This window comes from Pantoea sp. Morm, from assembly GCF_016643525.1.
Lineage (GTDB): Bacteria > Pseudomonadota > Gammaproteobacteria > Enterobacterales > Enterobacteriaceae > Pantoea > Pantoea dispersa.
Window position 1 is genome coordinate 1 of record NZ_VOQX01000039.1, and the last position, 15,068, is coordinate 15,068.

The following is a 15,068-nucleotide window of genomic DNA, read 5'->3' on the forward strand; positions in this document are numbered from 1 at the left end:
AGCGGCGGCACAGCTCGCGGATGTTCGCCCCGTCTTGCGAGGCGAACAGAACAAACTCAGTACGTAATGACATGGTATCTCTCGCATCCCAGGGCATAAGCGACTCCATAAACGGGTTCTTATGCCTTAGTTGTAAGTGTCTACCATGTCCCCGAACAAGTGTTCACGATGTCCCCGGACTGTACAGCGAGAGGGCCGGGGTGAGGGCATCAGCCCGCACGAAACCCTGCTACGACACCAGCTCCTGCGCATACAAATACAGCGCCTTCAGCTGCGCCATCTTCTCTGCATCGCCCTCATGCAAACTGGCCAGCGACTCCAGCTCCAGCAAAAACGCCTGTACCCGCTCCGCATTAAGCTGCTCGCGGCGATGCTGCAGCCAGCGCTGCTGCTCTTTATCATCCAGCGTGCCGGGGAAGTTGCGGGCGCGATAGCGGAACAGCAGCTTCGCGATACGTTTATCCTCAAAGGTCAAATCGAGCGCCGGCAGGTTCTGCGGCGGCGTCTGGCGCAGGATGTTCATACCGGCGCGATCGGCGTCGCTGAAGAAGCCGTCATACAGCTGCGCATCGACATCCTCCGACGGCGTGAACGGCTCCGCTTCGGCAAACAGCGTCACCACATTTTCCCGCACTTCGGCATGCTGGCGCAGCAGGGCCAGATTCGCCAGACAGTGCTGACGATCGATACCCAGCCGTTCGGCATCTTCCGGGCGCAATGTATTGGCCGGGGCCAGAACCGGGCACTTATTGATGTGCACCAGCTTGATCGGCACCGCCGGCAAATCGCCCAGATCGCTGTGTCGCGTATACAGCCGCTCGCGCAACTCATCCGGCGACAGCGTCAGCAGCGGCGTCATGTCGCCGGCCAGATCGGCCACGATCAGCGCGTTTTTGTTATCCGGATGCCATGCCAGCGGCACAATCCAGCTGGTATTACCGCGCGCTGCGCCGAACATGCCGGAAACGTGCACCAGCGGCTTCATCTGCGGAATATCAATCAGCGTCATCAGTTTCTGCTTGTTGCGATGGGTAAACAGAAACTCAAACAGCTTCGGCTGCTTCTCCTGCACCAGCTTTGCCATCGCCAGCGTGGCGTACACATCGGACATCGCATCGTGCGCCTGTTCGTGTGCCACGCCGTTAGCCTGGGTGAGATGCTCCAGCTTAAAGCTCGGGAAACCGTCGTCGTTCTCCGGCCAGACGATGCCTTCCGGGCGCAGCGCATAGCAGGCGCGCATCACGTCGAGCAGATCCCAGCGCGAATTGCCGTTCTGCCAGCTCCAGCCATACGGGTCGATAAAGTTGCGGTAGAAGATATTGCGCGTCACTTCGTCATCGAAGCGCACGTTGTTGTAACCGATCACACAGGTCTGCGGTTCGCTGAACAGCGCGTGAATGCGCTGAGCAAACTCCACTTCCGGCACGCCGCGCGCGTTGGCCACCTGCGGCGTGATACCGGTGATCATTACCGCTTCCGGCTGCGGCAGGTAATCGTCCGCGAGCTGGCAGTAAAACACCTGCGGTTCGCCTACGGCGTTAAAGGCTTTGTCGGTGCGCAGGCCTGCAAATTGCGCCGGACGATCCAGCGACGGGCTTTTGCCGAAGGTTTCATAATCGTGGAACAGAAAAGTGAACTCAGAGGCGGGCACGGCGTTATCCTGGCTATGGAAAATCAACGCACAGAATAGTCGTCAGCCCGGTACAGCACAACCTCGATCGCCATCGCTGCGAGCGGGCGCGCAGCATTTGTCCGCGGTTCATACTTTTTTTCAATTTATTCAGATATCAAAGTGCTATTTGCCGTAAAACGTGCGGCGGTAAATTCATTTATTTGATGTTGAGGAAGAAGTGTTGAAAAGGCGTCTGTTGGTAACTGTATCTGGAATGATTGTTTGGACATCGCTGGCGCACGCGGATGACAGCATGCCGTTTCCCCTGACGCCGCCGGCTATTGATGCCGCGTCCTGGGTGCTGATGGACGCCACCACCGGGCAGATCCTCACCGCAGGCAACCCGGATGCGGAGCGCAACCCGGCCAGCCTGACCAAACTGATGACCGGTTATGTCGTCGACCGCGCGGTCGATCAGAAGAAAATCACCCGTGACGATGTGGTCACGGTGGGTAAAGACGCGTGGGCCGCCGGCAATCCGGTGTTTAAAGGCTCGTCGCTGATGTTTCTTAAGCCGGGCGATAAAGTCACCGTGCGCGACCTGATGCGCGGCGTGATCATCGATTCCGGCAACGACGCCTGCGTGGCGCTGGCCGACTATGTGGCCGGCAGTCAGGAGAGCTTCGTCAACATGATGAACAGCTACGTGCAGAAGCTCGGTCTGACGCACACCCACTTCGAAACCGTGCACGGTCTCGATGCGCCGGGGCAGCACACCACCGCGCGCGATCTGGCGGTGCTGTCACGCGCCATCATCAACGGTGAGCAGGATTTCTATGCCATGTATAGCGAGAAAACCCTCAGCTTCAACGGCATTACCCAGAACAACCGTAACGGCCTGCTGTGGGATCAGAATCTGCACGTCGACGGCATGAAAACCGGCCACACCGAGAGCGCCGGGTTCAACATCGTCGCCTCGAACATTGTCGGTCGCCATCGTCTGATTGCGGTGATCATGGGCGGGAAAAGTTCGAAGGGACGTGAAGAGCAGGCGCGTAAACTGCTGGTGTGGGGACAGAACAACTTCGACACCGTGCAGCTGTTCCACGCCGGGAAAAAGATCGGCAGCGAAAACGTCTGGTACGGCAACCCGCACAAAGTGGACGTCGGTACCACCGAAGATATCTATCTGTCACTGCCGCGCAGCGAAGTGTCGAACGTAATGGCGAAGTATGTGATCAATCGTAAAGACCTCGAAGCGCCACTCAAAGCCGGCGAGCAGGTGGGCGAAATTCAGGTGCTGGATAAAGACAAGCAGCTGGCCAGCTATCCGCTGTACGCGCTGCAGTCGGTCGATGAAGCAGGCATCATCACGCGCATCAGCGATTACGTGAAACAGAAACTGTAAGCCGTCGGGCAATAAGCAACCGCTGCGTTACATCCTTGTGTGCACTGAGAAAACAAGATGTAGCGCAGTTGTATTATTGCGCAAAAAGTTGCGCCAGCCCCTCAATGTTCGTGCTGTGCCAGGGTAACATAGCGCGCAAATTTTTATCGCACCCGGACCACCATGTTACGCGCTGACAAGCCCATCTCTCCGATTGAGTTCTGGTTTTACCGCCACTACCGCGCCGTGCACGGCGTACGCATCGCTATCGCCTTTGTGCTGTGCTTTCTGTTTGTCCGTCTCACCGATATTCCGGAAGGCACCTGGCCGCTGATCACGCTGGTGGTGGTGATGGGACCGATCTCCACCTGGGGCAATGTTTTGCCGCGCGTGGTGCAGCGTATCAGCGGTACCTTTGCCGGGCTGATATCAGGGCTGATCGCGCTGAAGCTGGAGCTGCTGTCACTGCCGCTGATTCTGGTGTGGTGCTTTATCGTGATGATCGTCTGCGGCTATCTGACGCTGGGCAAACACCCGTATATGGCACTGCTGATCGGCATCACGCTCGGCGTGGTGGTCGGCGCGCCGGCCGGCGATTTCACCGTGGCGCTGTGGCGCGGCGGCGATGTGATTCTCGGCTCGCTGATGGCCTTGCTGTTCAGCGCCATCTGGGCGCAGCGCGCCTACACTCACTGGCGCATTCAGCTGTCGGACGCCTTTATCAACATGGCGAAGATTCATCACGCTGGCTTTTCTGCCAATCTGGTGGAGAAGCCGCGCCTCAATCCGCGCTTCCAGAAGCTGCTCACCAGCGTGATCAAAATGCGCGCGCTGCTGGAGCCGGCGAGCAAAGAGACGCGTATCCCTAAATCGGTGTTTGAAGCCATTCAGACCATTAACCGTAATATGGTTAACACCATGCAGATGCAGATTGAAGCCTGGTGGGCGTCGCGCGAGAGCCATCTGATTTTGCTTAACGCGCCGACGCTACGCCGCACGCAGCAGATGACCGAGAACACCCTGAACGCGCTGGCGGCGCTGATGGTGAAAGGCGAGACCGAACAGGTGATTGCCAACAGCCACGAGCTGGAAGCCATTACCCAGGAGCTGGAAGCGCTGATCGCCAACGGCAGCGCGCGGCTGGAGACCACCGCGATTTACGGTTACGTCTGGCTGAGTCTGGAGCAGGCGCGTCAGCTGGAGCGCATGACAGACCTGGTGCGTCTGGCGCTGCGCAAATAGTTTTCTCAGGCAATGACTTAGTGCGAATTGCCCTTTCTTTGCGCTAAGATAAGTGCCAGTCCGAATTTAGCGGTGAAAATTGCGAACCCGGCTTATAAGCCGCTAAGCTAAATGTCTTCCCGGTTTATGACTATTTTGCCTGCCGCGGCAGGCCACAAGAAAGGTGCCAACATGGAAAATGCCAAGCAATCATTTCAGGACGTACTGGAGTTTGTGCGTATGTTTCGTCGTAAAAACAAACTGCAGCGCGAAATTACGGACAACGAAAAGAAAATCCGTGATAACCAGAAACGTGTGTTGCTGCTGGACAACCTGAGCGAGTACATCAAACCTGGTATGAGCGTGGAAGCGATTCAGGAAATCATCGCCAGCATGCGCGTGGATTATGAAGATCGCGTAGACGAGTACATCATCAAAAACGCCGATCTGTCGAAAGAGCGTCGCGAGCTGTCGAAAAAGCTCAAAGCGATGGGCGAACCAAAAGGGCAGTAAGCCTCACGGGCTTGATAGCCGCGTTTTGCTCCAGGGTCGCCATTTATGGCGACCTTTTTAATGCCCGCGCCAGCTGCTGTAACTGCTGCGCAATCTCCGCCACATCCACCTGCTGCTGCAACGGCGCCGCTGTGGTGGCGCGCAGGACCAGCTCGGTCTCCAGCGGCTGACTGTCCGGTATCTCTCCCTCCAGCTGCGCCAGCAGACGATCGACGCTCACTGTGCCTAACTGCTGTAAATCCTGGCGCACCGTGGTCAGCGGTGGCTGATACCACGCGCTCTCCGCCGTATCGTCGTAACCGATGATCGACATCTCCGCCGGAATTTGTACGCCATGCTGATGCAGCGCGCGCATAGCCCCCAGCGCCATTTGATCGTTAGCCACCAGCAGCGCCTGCGGCAGCTGGTCGGGCAGCCGGGTCAGCAGCGCCTGGTAGCCGGACGCTGCGCTCCAGTCGCCGCTCAGTACGCAGTGCGGCACCAGCTGATGACGCGCCAGCGCCTGTTGCCAGGCGCTAAATCGCGCCCGGGCTGACGCGGAGCTGGCAGGCCCGTTCAGCACGCCAATCTGCCGGTGGCCGAGCGCCACCAGATGATCCACCGCCTGCTGCGCACCGCTGGTGCTCCGGTACTGACACTGCGCCACGACCGCGCTGCGCTCCACATCCAGAAACAGCGTCGGTTTGCTGCCGCATTGCTGCTGAATCTGCGCCGCCTGCGCGGCATCCAGCGGCAGGTTGATCAGCAGAGCATCGACGCGCTGCGCCAGCAATTCATGCACCGTGTCCTGCGCGTGGCTGGTGGCATTGGCCATGGCGATCACCAGATGATAGCCCTGCGCCGCCGCGCGCTGCTGAATCGCCGAAGCAATCTGCGCCGGCGCCATCAGCGCCAGATCGCTGGTCGCCAGCCCGAGCGTGCGCGTGGCCTTGCCGGCCAGCTGCTGCGCGACCCGGTTTGGCACGTAGCTGAGCTGCTGCATCGCGGCTTCCACCCGCGCGCGGGTGCGGGGTGACACCTGCGCCGAATGGTTCAGCACCCGGGAAACCGTTTGATAGGAGACGCCAGCCAGCCGGGCGACATCGTCAAGCGTTACGGAACGCGCTGTCATTGATCCCTCCTGATGAGAATGCGGCGAGTGTAGCAAATTTTTCCCTGCCGTCGCGGTATTAAGGCGTTACACTGCCAGTGATAACGCAAGGAGAAAGTGATGCAGCTCAATGACCATCAAATTCAGGATATCAACACCATTGCCGCCTGGCTGGCGCTCGATCAGCTGCCAAAGGACGGTACGCTGGAGGTCGATTTAGCCATACTTGCCGGACATGCGGTGCTGCCGAACGTCGAAGCGGTGATTGCGCTGGCGAAGAAATATCAGCTGCCGTTGCTGATCAGCGGCGGCATCGGTCACTCAACCGCGCTGCTGGCCGCGATGATTGCCAGCCATCCGCTCTATCGCCAGATCGACACCGCCGGCAAGGGCGAAGCACAGCTGCTGGGCGAGATGGCGCGCGTGTTCGCTGAGCTGCCTGACGATCAGCTGCTGCTGGAAACCGCCTCGCGCAACTGTGGCGAAAACGCCGCCTTAAGCCAGCGCCTGCTGGATGAGCAGCAGTGGCAGCCGCAGCGCGTGCTGCTGGTGCAGGATCCGTTGATGCAGCGCCGCAGCTGGGAAACCTTCCGCTGGCAGTGGCGCGATCGTGAGCATGCGCCGGAATTCATCAGCTGGCCGGTGTTTGTGCCGCAGGTGATGATGGATGCGGGCATGCTGCGCATCGTTGGCGCGCCGCCGCAGGGGTTGTGGTCAGTGGAGCGTTTTCTGTCGCTGCTGATGGGCGAGGTGCAGCGCCTGCGTGACGACGCCAGCGGCTATGGCCCGAACGGCAAGGGGTTCTTCGGTCACGTTGATGTACCCGACGCGGTCGAAGCAGCCTGGCAGCGCCTGATGCAGCTGCCCGGCGTGCAGTCGCGGTTGGGTTAAGCCGTCACCAAAAGCATATGTGATTGAGTAAAATAATATTTTGCACTATCCGTAGCGGCGCAATTTATTGCGCAACCGGCCGCGATGCGGAAATGCACATTGCGCGATAAATTGCGCCGCTACGGTTTGTGCGACTGGCTGGTGCCGCAATGACATGTCGCACAAATAACAGGGGGCGCATTCATGCGCACCTGGCACGCCACGCACCGGACCGATCACCGCGTCTGCAAATACACCTGCAAGTTCACATACACCGCGTTCAGCAACGGCGTCGCCACCGCATGGCGCGCGCCGCGCACCAGCAAATCGCCGATGATCTGATCGGCTTCGATATCATAGCCCTGGGTTAAATCGCGGTACATGGATGAGGTCATCGCCGCATCAGGATTGTTCAGCGTCTCATAAATCTTCGCCGTCACGGCCGGACGCTGTTGGTAGCCATCAGCGGTGATCACCGCCAGCACCTCGGCGAAAATGCCCTGTAGCAGCGCTTCACCACCGGCTGAACGCAGGATGTGCTGCGTATTGCCGCGCGCCACACAACACACCGCACCCAGCGTGCTCAGCAGCAGCCACTTCTCCCACAGCTCACTGATAATGTTATCGGCGAACACGCTGTCAAACTGCGCGTCACGCAGCGCGGCATCCACGCGCGCCAGACGGGCATCGTTGTTGCCGTCCAGCGCGCCGTAGTAAAGCACGTGCAGCGGCGACAGCTGCATCACTTCGCCGTGCTCGCCCAGCGTGGCGTGAATCTTACACAGCCCGCCAATCACCTTGTCACCGAAACGTGCGCGCAGCGTATCAATGTGACGCATACCATTGAGGATCGGCATGATCAGCGTTTGCGGCCCGACCGCCGGGGCGATGTCTTCAATCGCCTGTTCCAGCGCAAAGCTTTTCACCGTCAGGATAATCAGATCGTAATCACCAGTCAGCGTCGAGGCCAGCGCCAGCTGCGGCTGCAGCACCGTGCTGCCTTCCGGTGTTTGCAGCACCAGTCCGGTCTGTTGCAGCTGCTGCTGGCGGCGCTCGCGCACCAGAAAGGTCACATCACGGCCGGCCTGCGCCAGGCGCGCGCCAAAGTACCCGCCGGTGGCACCGGCTCCCACAATCAGAATACGCATGGACTGTTTTCCCGTTAAGCATGAAAGCCTTACCTTAAAGCGCTGCGCGTCACTGCGCCACACCGCAAATGCGGAAAACCGTGACAATCTCAGCGATGAGCAAAAAAAGCTCAAACTGTTCGTATTCATTCGTACAATGGGTTTATGCTGGGGCACAGCGGCGGGCAATGGTGCCTGCCGGTTTTTTTCGTCAACAGACTAAGGACGCATCATGCCCCGACCCCTCCCCATCGAACGTTATCGCAACATCGGCATCTCCGCGCACATCGATGCCGGTAAAACCACCACCACTGAGCGCATCCTGTTTTACACCGGAATGAGCCACAAGCTGGGTGAAGTGCACGATGGCGCGGCAACCACCGACTGGATGGCGCAGGAGCAGGAGCGCGGCATTACCATCACCTCGGCGGCGGTCAGCTGCTACTGGCCGGGCATGGACGGCAGCTTCACGCCGCACCGTATCAACATCATTGATACGCCCGGACACGTTGACTTCACCATTGAAGTGGAACGCTCAATGCGCGTGCTGGATGGTGCCGTGATGGTGTACGACGCGGTCGGTGGCGTTCAGCCGCAGTCAGAAACCGTGTGGCGGCAGGCGAATAAATACCACGTGCCGCGAATTGCGTTCGTCAACAAGATGGACCGCCAGGGCGCGGACTTTTTCCGCGTGGTGCAGATGATGAAAGATCGCCTGCAGGCGCATCCGGTGCCGATTGTCATTCCCATCGGCGCTGAAGAGCAGTTCAGCGGGGTCATCGATCTCAACAAAATGCGCGCCATCTACTGGGACGACGCCAGCCAGGGCATGAGCTTTAGCTATGCGCCGATTCCGGACGCGCTGCAGGCGCAGGCGGCGGAGTGGCGGGAAAACATGGTGGCAGCAGCGGCAGAAGCCAGCGAAGCGCTGATGGATCGCTATCTGGAGCAGGGCGATCTCAGTGAAGACGAGGTGATTGCCGGGCTGCGGCAGCGCACGCTGGCGGGCGAAATCCAGCCGATGCTGTGCGGCAGCGCGTTTAAAAACAAAGGGGTGCAGCGCATGCTCGATGCGGTCATCGAACTGATGCCTTCACCGCTCGACGTGCCGGCGGTCGCCGGCATCAACGAGCGCGGCGAACACGACGAACGCCATGCTGACGATGAGGAACCTTTCTCGGCGCTGGCGTTCAAGCTGATGAGCGATCCTTATGTCGGTCAGCTGACCTTTGTGCGCGTCTATTCTGGCGTGCTGCGCAAGGGTGACAGCGTGTGGAACGCGGTAAAAGGGCGTAAAGAGCGCATTGGCCGCATCGTGCAGATGCAGGCTAACGATCGCATCGAAATTGATGAGATCCGCGCCGGCGATATTGCCGCCTGCGTCGGGCTGAAAGAGGTCACCACCGGCGAAACGCTGTGCGATCCTAATGCGGTAATCACGCTGGAGCGCATGGAATTTCCCGATCCGGTGATTTCGCTGTCGATTGAGCCAAAGACCAAAGGCGATCAGGAAAAAATGGGGCTGGCGCTGCAGCGGCTGGCGGCAGAGGATCCGTCGTTCCGGCTGCACACCGATGAGGAGTCCGGTCAGACCATCATCTCCGGCATGGGTGAACTGCATCTGGAGATCATCGTCGACCGTCTGAAACGCGAGTTTGGCGTGGAAGCCAATATTGGCCGGCCGCAGGTAACCTACCGCGAAACCATCCGCAAAACGGTGCGCGAGGTGGAAGGGAAATTCGTGCGTCAGTCGGGCGGTAAGGGCCAGTATGGTCACGTGGTGCTGACGCTGGAGCCGCAGGCGGCCGGAAGCGGTTTCGCCTTTGAAGACGCGACCAAAGGCGGCGTGGTGCCGCGCGAATTTATTCCTTCAGTGGAGAAGGGCATTCGCGAAGCGCTCAACAGCGGCGTGCTGGCCGGTTATCCGGTGGTCGACATCAAAGCCACGCTGACGTTTGGCTCTTATCACGACGTTGACTCGTCCGAGATGGCGTTCCGCATGGCGGCGATCTTTGGCTTCAAAGCGGCAGCGAAGCAGGCCGATCCGGTGATACTTGAGCCGGTGATGCAAGTGGAAGTGGAGACGCCGGAAGAGTATGCCGGCGGCGTGATGGGCGATTTGTCATCCCGGCGCGGCACGCTGCAGGGCATGGACGAGCGTTTCGGCGCGCGCATTATCCGTGCTGAAGTGCCGCTGGCCGAGATGTTTGGCTACGCCACCACGCTACGCTCAATGTCGCAGGGCCGCGCCACGTACAGCATGGAGTTTGCCCACTACGCCGAAGCACCGCGTAACGTCGCAGAGGCGATTATCGCTGCTCGCGCTCAGTAAGCCCGCTGGCGGCAGGGATGCCGCCGGTTAGTGCTTTATTTACAGCGCCGTCACGCCCAGCGCGGCGGCGTCATCTTCCCAGCGTTTAACCTCGTCAAACCAGTCGCGCTGCGGCACAGAAAAGCCCGCCAGCAGGTTGGCCTTCATCACATCCTTGTAGTCCTCCACATTGGCCAGCTCAAACAGCGTGCTGCGCAGCTTTTCCAGCAGCAGACTGTCGGTTTTCGCTGAGGTTATCAGCGGCAGCGCGGCACACAGCGGGGTTTCACCGATGATGGCTAAGCCCTGCAGCTCCTGCGGCCGGTATTTGCGTAGCAGCGCCCAGGTGATGCAATCAATCGCGGCGAGGTCGGCCTGTCCGGCGCGCAGCGCGGCCAGCGACTGGCGGTGGCTGCCGCTGAACCGGGTGGTGGCGAAGAATTTGCCGTCCCGGGCCAGCGGCGCGACCACATAGCGCAGCGAATTGTATCCGGAGTGTGAGTCATTGCTGTTGCACACTGCGCGACGGCCGCGGAAATCAGCGAGGCTCAGGTTCTCATCTTCCTGCCGCGCCACCAGCCAGCTGCGATAGCGCAGATCATGGCAGCCAGGCGCATTGGACTGAAACGTGCCCACCAGTTGCACGTCAGGCAATAGCGCGACCAGCGGATAGCCGCAGGTCTGACTCAGCAGCAGATTGTCATCACGCCAGTGTGGCAGCAGGTCGTCGTGCCACTGCACCTCAGCCTGCACGCCGCGCTTCGCCAGCAGCCGCGTCAGCACTGAGGTCATGGCCAGCGTGCTCGGGTGGTCGATGTCGTACATCGGTAAAGAGATGATGTGCATTCTGTGCGTCCTTGTGGTGTCCCGGGTGGGCGTTAACGTCGATCGGCTGACGCCAGAAGCGCTTCATCCATTCGCCGTAACCGGCAACGCGAAAACCCTGATTACGCTGATAGTAGCCGTCGCGGTAGAGCAAATAGACTTTGCGCAGACCGTACCAGGGTAAACCGGGCAGATCGTGATGTACAGAATGATAGTTGAGATTCAGGAACAGCAGGCGCCACGGCCAGGCCGCTTCGTTATTCACCGAGCGCGCCAGCGGCGCCTCATCGGCACGATGTTCGTAAAATGAGCGCACCTTGGTCAGCATCAGCGCCGGATAGCTCACCGCCAGCACCAGCCACAGCGGGGAAAAGCCGTGCAGGCTGAGCCAGTAAAAAAGTCCGGCCAGCAGTAGCAGGTGCACCAGCCACATCATCATCGCCGGCACGTCGCGCTGCACCACGCTTTGCGTCAGCGCGCGCAGCGTGGCGAGGATATCCAGCAGCGGTCCCAGCAGCAGACGTCCCGGAAAGGTGTTGCGCAGATGGATAACGCGCTGCTGCCAGGGTTTGAGCCGAGCCCAGTGCGCCGGCGACAGATAATAGGTTTCCGGATCATCATGCGGATCGGTCAGGGTGTGGTTGCGGTGATGCGCCAGGTGCGAATTCCGGTACAGACCATACGGATACCACACCGCCAGCGGCAGCGTGCCAAACAGCTGATTAAGGCGCGGCAGGCGCGTCGGATGACCATGAATCAGCTCATGCTGCAGCGACAAATACCAGGTGGTGAACAGGATCAGCAGCAGTGTGGCGAGGGGCAGGCCCAGCGTTTGCCAGTACAGCACGCTGGCGAACCAGCCGCTATAAACGGTAATGATTAACAGCCAGGTCGGCAATTCGCTGCGCCAGAGCCAGCTGCGCGCCAGCTGATGCACCACTTCGCGCTGTTGCGCACTGAGGTAGGCGGAGGTTCCTTTGACCATGTTCATGTATTCAGTCAGCGAGACGGGAAAAGATGCGCTCACGATGCGTGATACGCGTGATAAACACAAAGACGGAAAATTGCTTTGTTATGCAAAAAAGTTGAAGATGCGCACGAAAACTATTGGCTATCAGTCCTCTTCGCACAGGCGTAACCTTACCTCATCGAATTCTGATTGATGACGCCGGCGCCGTTCTGGCCCGCGAGGAGCATTTAGCATGAAAAAAATTGGCTTTTTATCTTTCGGTCACTGGACCCCGTCACCACACTCGGCCACCCGTTCGGCGCAGGATGTGCTGCTGCAATCGATCGACCTGGCTGTCGCCGCCGAAGAACTGGGTGCCGACGGTGCCTATTTCCGCGTACACCACTTTGCCCGCCAGCTGAGTTCACCGTTTCCGCTGCTGGCGGCGGTCGGTGCCAAAACCAGCCGCATCGAGATTGGTACCGGTGTGATCGACATGCGTTACGAAAATCCGCTGTATATGGCGGAAGACGCCGGAGCAGCGGACCTGATCGCCAACGGCCGTTTGCAGCTCGGCCTGAGCCGTGGCTCGCCGGAGCAGGTGATTGAAGGCTACCGCTACTTTGGCTTTAATCCGCGCGAAGGGGAAACCGATGCGGATATGGGACGTCGTCACACCGAAGAGCTGCTGGAAGTGCTGCGTGGCGAAGGGTTTGCCAAACCCAATCCGCAGCCGATGTTCCCGAATCCACCGGGACTGCTGCGCCTCGAGCCCTATTCCGAAGGCCTGCGCGAGCGTATCTGGTGGGGCTCCGGCTCGAACGCCACATCGATCTGGGCAGCCCAGCTGGGGATGAATTTGCAGAGTTCGACGCTGAAGGATGACGAGACCGGCGAACCGTTCCATGTGCAGCAGGCGAAGCAGATCCGCGCCTATAAAGAAGCGTGGCAGGCGGCAGGGCATCAGCGTGCGCCGCGCGTGTCGGTCAGCCGCAGTATTTTTGCCCTGATGAACGACACCGACCGCGCTTACTTCGGTCGCGGCGGACAGGAGCAGGATTCCGTCGGGTTCCTCGATGAGAAAACCCGCGCCATCTTTGGGCGTAGCTATGCTGCAGAGCCGGAGCAGCTGGTCAAACAGCTGGCACAGGATGAAGCGATTGCGGAAGCCGATACCCTGTTACTGACCATCCCTAATCAGCTTGGCGTGGATTATTGTGCGCACGTGATCGACAGCATTCTGACCCACGTCGCGCCAGAGCTCGGCTGGCGTTAAGCCACAGTGCGCAGGGAAGCGCACCATTATTGAAATTTAATAACCCCAATAACTCTGAATATTGCATTTCAGGGTTATTGGGGTTATTTTATTGCTTTGAGGACGTAGCAGGACACGCGCATGGATAGCCGATCGCTAATGGCCGAAATCAGAGCCGACGGCTGGGAACTGATACGAATTAACGGTAGCCACCATCATTTTGTCCATCCGACGAAAAAAGGCCTGGTCACGATATCGCATCCAAAAAAGGATTTGCCGATTAAAACGGTAAAAAGTATCAGAAAACAGGCTGGATTGACCGTCCATTAATTTGCAAGAGGCACACTTATGTTTTACCCCATCGCAATCGAAGCGGGAGATGAAACCACCGCGTACGGCGTTACGGTGCCGGATTTACCCGGCTGTTTTTCCGCGGGAGATACGCTGGAGGAGGCCGTAAAAAACGCCAAAGAGGCGATTACCGGACATCTGGAGTTAATGGTTGAGCTCGGCCAGGATATTCCGGCGGTCTCCGACCTTAAATCGCTGATGAAATCGGCGGAGTTTGCTGGTTATGTGTGGGTGCTGGTGGATGTTGATGTGACCCGGATTCTGGGCGGCTCGGAAAAAATCAATGTCACTCTGCCGAAGTTACTGATTGATCGCATCGACCGTTGCGTGGCGACGCATCCGGAATTTAAAACCCGTTCAGGATTTCTGGCGCAGGTTGCGCTGGAGCGCATTGCAAAAACGCGCTAAATCAGGAAGGGCGAAACGATGACAGTTCTGCGGCGGACAACCATTGCCCAATAAATCGCGCCGCTACCAGGTGCGCATAAATGCGCACCCTGGGAAATTCAGCAAAGGCTTTGACCCGTTTTAGATTCTGTAGGGTCGCCATTTATGGCGACCAACCATTGCGCGATAAATCGCGCCGCGACCAGGTGCGCATAAATGCGCACCCTGGGAAATTCAGCAAAGGCTTTGACCCGTTTTAGATTCTGTAGGGTCGCCATTTATGGCGACCAACCATTGCGCGATAAATCGCGCCGTTACCAGCCATTAACCCGCACCCAGCTCCCACCACAGCTTATCCAGCGCGTAATAACGGTCGCGCTGCGCCTCTGGCTGGTTCAGATCGCGCTTCCACGGTTTGGCGAGAATGTAGTGCAGATTCTTCACCTCATCGTCATGCCATAAGCCTGCATGCTGGAACGGCAGGGTTTTCAGGGCGTTGTAGATGTACGGCAGCGGCAGCCAGCGTCCGGCAAACACTTCATTGAGCAAATCCTGTTCGGAGAACGGATAGCGGCGCAGGTCGTCAATCTCAGCCACTTTCTGCTGCAGCCAGTCGAATACCGCCTGATCCGGCTGCAGCACCAGAAAACCGCCGTTAAGATAGTTATCAAGATCGGCGGGAGGCGTCTCACCGCGCGCCTGCCACGTGTAGTGACAATGCTCCGGCTGCCAGCTGTCAGGATAGCTGGCGATTTGATTCGGGTTGCAGCGGCAGGCGTGACAGGCCGCCAGCGCATGCTTGCCGAGGTCGAGGGTAAACAGCTCATCCATGTTGCGCAGCACCAGCATATCGGCATCAAGAAACACCACGCGCTCGCAGCCGGTCAGCTCCCAGGCGCGCAGCTTGCTCCATACTTCACCAAACTGTGCCGAGGCATAATGCTGCTCCAGCGCGGTGTCCGGCATCAGCGGCTGGACCGGATGGATCACACAGCCCAGCGCCTGTAATGCTTCGCGCATGCTCAGGTCGATGGCATCGGTGACCATCACAATTAGCGGCCAGCGCGTTTCGCTGCGTTTGAGTGAGCGATGCAGCGCTTTCACCCCGACATAATATTCCGGCTGCGTTAACAGCGTTACCCAGGCGTACATAGATTCTCCCCATCAAAC

The 15,068-nt window shown here is 59.0% G+C and carries 15 protein-coding genes; 8 read left to right on the forward strand and 7 right to left on the reverse strand.

The annotated features are described in order from the left end of the window. The coding region (locus FT726_RS14720; protein ID WP_346302913.1) for a hypothetical protein at positions 1 to 109 on the reverse strand (109 nt) is incomplete at its 3' end. Between the two features lie 120 nt (positions 110 to 229). Next, positions 230 to 1,651: an exodeoxyribonuclease I gene (gene sbcB, locus FT726_RS14725; protein ID WP_058757323.1), complete on the reverse strand. Its 1,422-nt coding sequence runs from the start codon at positions 1,649 to 1,651 to the stop codon at positions 230 to 232. Positions 1,652 to 1,853: 202 nt separating this feature from the next. Here sbcB and dacD point away from each other — a divergent pair, with 202 nt between their 5' ends. From dacD to tmaR, 3 genes are all read left to right on the forward strand, one after another. Next, on the forward strand, positions 1,854 to 3,020 hold the full coding sequence (gene dacD, locus FT726_RS14730) for a serine-type D-Ala-D-Ala carboxypeptidase DacD (protein ID WP_288421908.1): 1,167 nt from the start codon (positions 1,854 to 1,856) through the stop codon (positions 3,018 to 3,020). A 162-nt stretch (positions 3,021 to 3,182) separates the two neighbouring features. Further along, the gene (locus FT726_RS14735; protein WP_346302969.1) at positions 3,183 to 4,241 is read left to right on the forward strand and encodes an FUSC family protein; all 1,059 of its coding nucleotides are present in this window, start codon (positions 3,183 to 3,185) and stop codon (positions 4,239 to 4,241) included. A gap of 171 nt (positions 4,242 to 4,412) precedes the next feature. Continuing rightward, on the forward strand, positions 4,413 to 4,733 hold the full coding sequence (tmaR, locus tag FT726_RS14740) for a PTS system regulator TmaR (protein WP_021509369.1): 321 nt from the start codon (positions 4,413 to 4,415) through the stop codon (positions 4,731 to 4,733). 43 nt (positions 4,734 to 4,776) lie between these two features. Here the strand turns inward: tmaR and FT726_RS14745 are convergent, their stop codons facing one another. Continuing rightward, on the reverse strand, positions 4,777 to 5,844 hold the full coding sequence (locus FT726_RS14745; RefSeq protein WP_136545760.1) for a LacI family DNA-binding transcriptional regulator: 1,068 nt from the start codon (positions 5,842 to 5,844) through the stop codon (positions 4,777 to 4,779). Between the two features lie 99 nt (positions 5,845 to 5,943). On the opposite strand from FT726_RS14745, the gene FT726_RS14750 reads away from it, so the two are divergent. Next, the gene (locus tag FT726_RS14750) at positions 5,944 to 6,714 is read left to right on the forward strand and encodes a YdcF family protein (RefSeq protein ID WP_058757325.1); all 771 of its coding nucleotides are present in this window, start codon (positions 5,944 to 5,946) and stop codon (positions 6,712 to 6,714) included. 215 nt (positions 6,715 to 6,929) lie between these two features. Here FT726_RS14750 and FT726_RS14755 read toward each other — a convergent pair whose 3' ends face one another. Continuing rightward, on the reverse strand, positions 6,930 to 7,841 hold the full coding sequence (locus FT726_RS14755) for a ketopantoate reductase family protein (protein WP_288421905.1): 912 nt from the start codon (positions 7,839 to 7,841) through the stop codon (positions 6,930 to 6,932). Positions 7,842 to 8,052: 211 nt separating this feature from the next. Between FT726_RS14755 and fusA the strand changes: the two genes are divergently transcribed. Next, entirely contained in the window at positions 8,053 to 10,152 is a 2,100-nt protein-coding gene (gene fusA / locus FT726_RS14760; RefSeq protein WP_346302970.1) for an elongation factor G, read from the forward strand. A gap of 39 nt (positions 10,153 to 10,191) precedes the next feature. Here fusA and FT726_RS14765 read toward each other — a convergent pair whose 3' ends face one another. Then, positions 10,192 to 10,977, reverse strand: a complete 786-nt coding sequence (locus FT726_RS14765) for a phosphate/phosphite/phosphonate ABC transporter substrate-binding protein (protein ID WP_223815647.1) — start codon at positions 10,975 to 10,977, stop codon at positions 10,192 to 10,194. Continuing rightward, positions 10,874 to 11,941, reverse strand: coding sequence for a fatty acid desaturase (locus FT726_RS14770; RefSeq protein ID WP_346302971.1), 1,068 nt, complete (start codon positions 11,939 to 11,941; stop codon positions 10,874 to 10,876). Before FT726_RS14770 ends, FT726_RS14765 begins: the two co-directional genes overlap by 104 nt. A gap of 217 nt (positions 11,942 to 12,158) precedes the next feature. On the opposite strand from FT726_RS14770, the gene FT726_RS14775 reads away from it, so the two are divergent. The 3 genes from FT726_RS14775 to FT726_RS14785 all read left to right on the forward strand — a co-directional run bounded on the left by FT726_RS14775 (position 12,159) and on the right by FT726_RS14785 (position 13,919). Next, positions 12,159 to 13,181: an LLM class flavin-dependent oxidoreductase gene (locus FT726_RS14775; protein ID WP_058757329.1), complete on the forward strand. Its 1,023-nt coding sequence runs from the start codon at positions 12,159 to 12,161 to the stop codon at positions 13,179 to 13,181. A 120-nt stretch (positions 13,182 to 13,301) separates the two neighbouring features. Continuing rightward, the gene (locus FT726_RS14780; protein ID WP_288421901.1) at positions 13,302 to 13,490 is read left to right on the forward strand and encodes a type II toxin-antitoxin system HicA family toxin; all 189 of its coding nucleotides are present in this window, start codon (positions 13,302 to 13,304) and stop codon (positions 13,488 to 13,490) included. A gap of 18 nt (positions 13,491 to 13,508) precedes the next feature. Next, positions 13,509 to 13,919, forward strand: coding sequence for a type II toxin-antitoxin system HicB family antitoxin (locus FT726_RS14785; protein ID WP_058781997.1), 411 nt, complete (start codon positions 13,509 to 13,511; stop codon positions 13,917 to 13,919). Between the two features lie 303 nt (positions 13,920 to 14,222). Here the strand turns inward: FT726_RS14785 and FT726_RS14790 are convergent, their stop codons facing one another. Next, entirely contained in the window at positions 14,223 to 15,050 is an 828-nt protein-coding gene (locus tag FT726_RS14790) for a glycosyltransferase family 8 protein (protein ID WP_288421900.1), read from the reverse strand. Between the last annotated feature and the right edge of the window lie 18 nt (positions 15,051 to 15,068).

What these genes read in the sequence shown, in the direction of transcription:
- FT726_RS14745 (WP_136545760.1), bottom strand. Translation starts at nt 5,844, where the DNA reads ATGACAGCGCGTTCCGTAACGCTTGACGATGTCGCCCGGCTGGCTGGC.
- FT726_RS14775 (WP_058757329.1), top strand. Translation starts at nt 12,159, where the DNA reads ATGAAAAAAATTGGCTTTTTATCTTTCGGTCACTGGACCCCGTCACCA.
- FT726_RS14780 (WP_288421901.1), top strand. Translation starts at nt 13,302, where the DNA reads ATGGATAGCCGATCGCTAATGGCCGAAATCAGAGCCGACGGCTGGGAA.
- FT726_RS14770 (WP_346302971.1), bottom strand. Translation starts at nt 11,941, where the DNA reads ATGGTCAAAGGAACCTCCGCCTACCTCAGTGCGCAACAGCGCGAAGTG.
- FT726_RS14735 (WP_346302969.1), top strand. Translation starts at nt 3,183, where the DNA reads ATGTTACGCGCTGACAAGCCCATCTCTCCGATTGAGTTCTGGTTTTAC.
- FT726_RS14765 (WP_223815647.1), bottom strand. Translation starts at nt 10,977, where the DNA reads ATGCACATCATCTCTTTACCGATGTACGACATCGACCACCCGAGCACG.
- tmaR (WP_021509369.1), top strand. Translation starts at nt 4,413, where the DNA reads ATGGAAAATGCCAAGCAATCATTTCAGGACGTACTGGAGTTTGTGCGT.
- FT726_RS14755 (WP_288421905.1), bottom strand. Translation starts at nt 7,841, where the DNA reads ATGCGTATTCTGATTGTGGGAGCCGGTGCCACCGGCGGGTACTTTGGC.
- FT726_RS14790 (WP_288421900.1), bottom strand. Translation starts at nt 15,050, where the DNA reads ATGTACGCCTGGGTAACGCTGTTAACGCAGCCGGAATATTATGTCGGG.
- FT726_RS14785 (WP_058781997.1), top strand. Translation starts at nt 13,509, where the DNA reads ATGTTTTACCCCATCGCAATCGAAGCGGGAGATGAAACCACCGCGTAC.
- FT726_RS14750 (WP_058757325.1), top strand. Translation starts at nt 5,944, where the DNA reads ATGCAGCTCAATGACCATCAAATTCAGGATATCAACACCATTGCCGCC.
- fusA (WP_346302970.1), top strand. Translation starts at nt 8,053, where the DNA reads ATGCCCCGACCCCTCCCCATCGAACGTTATCGCAACATCGGCATCTCC.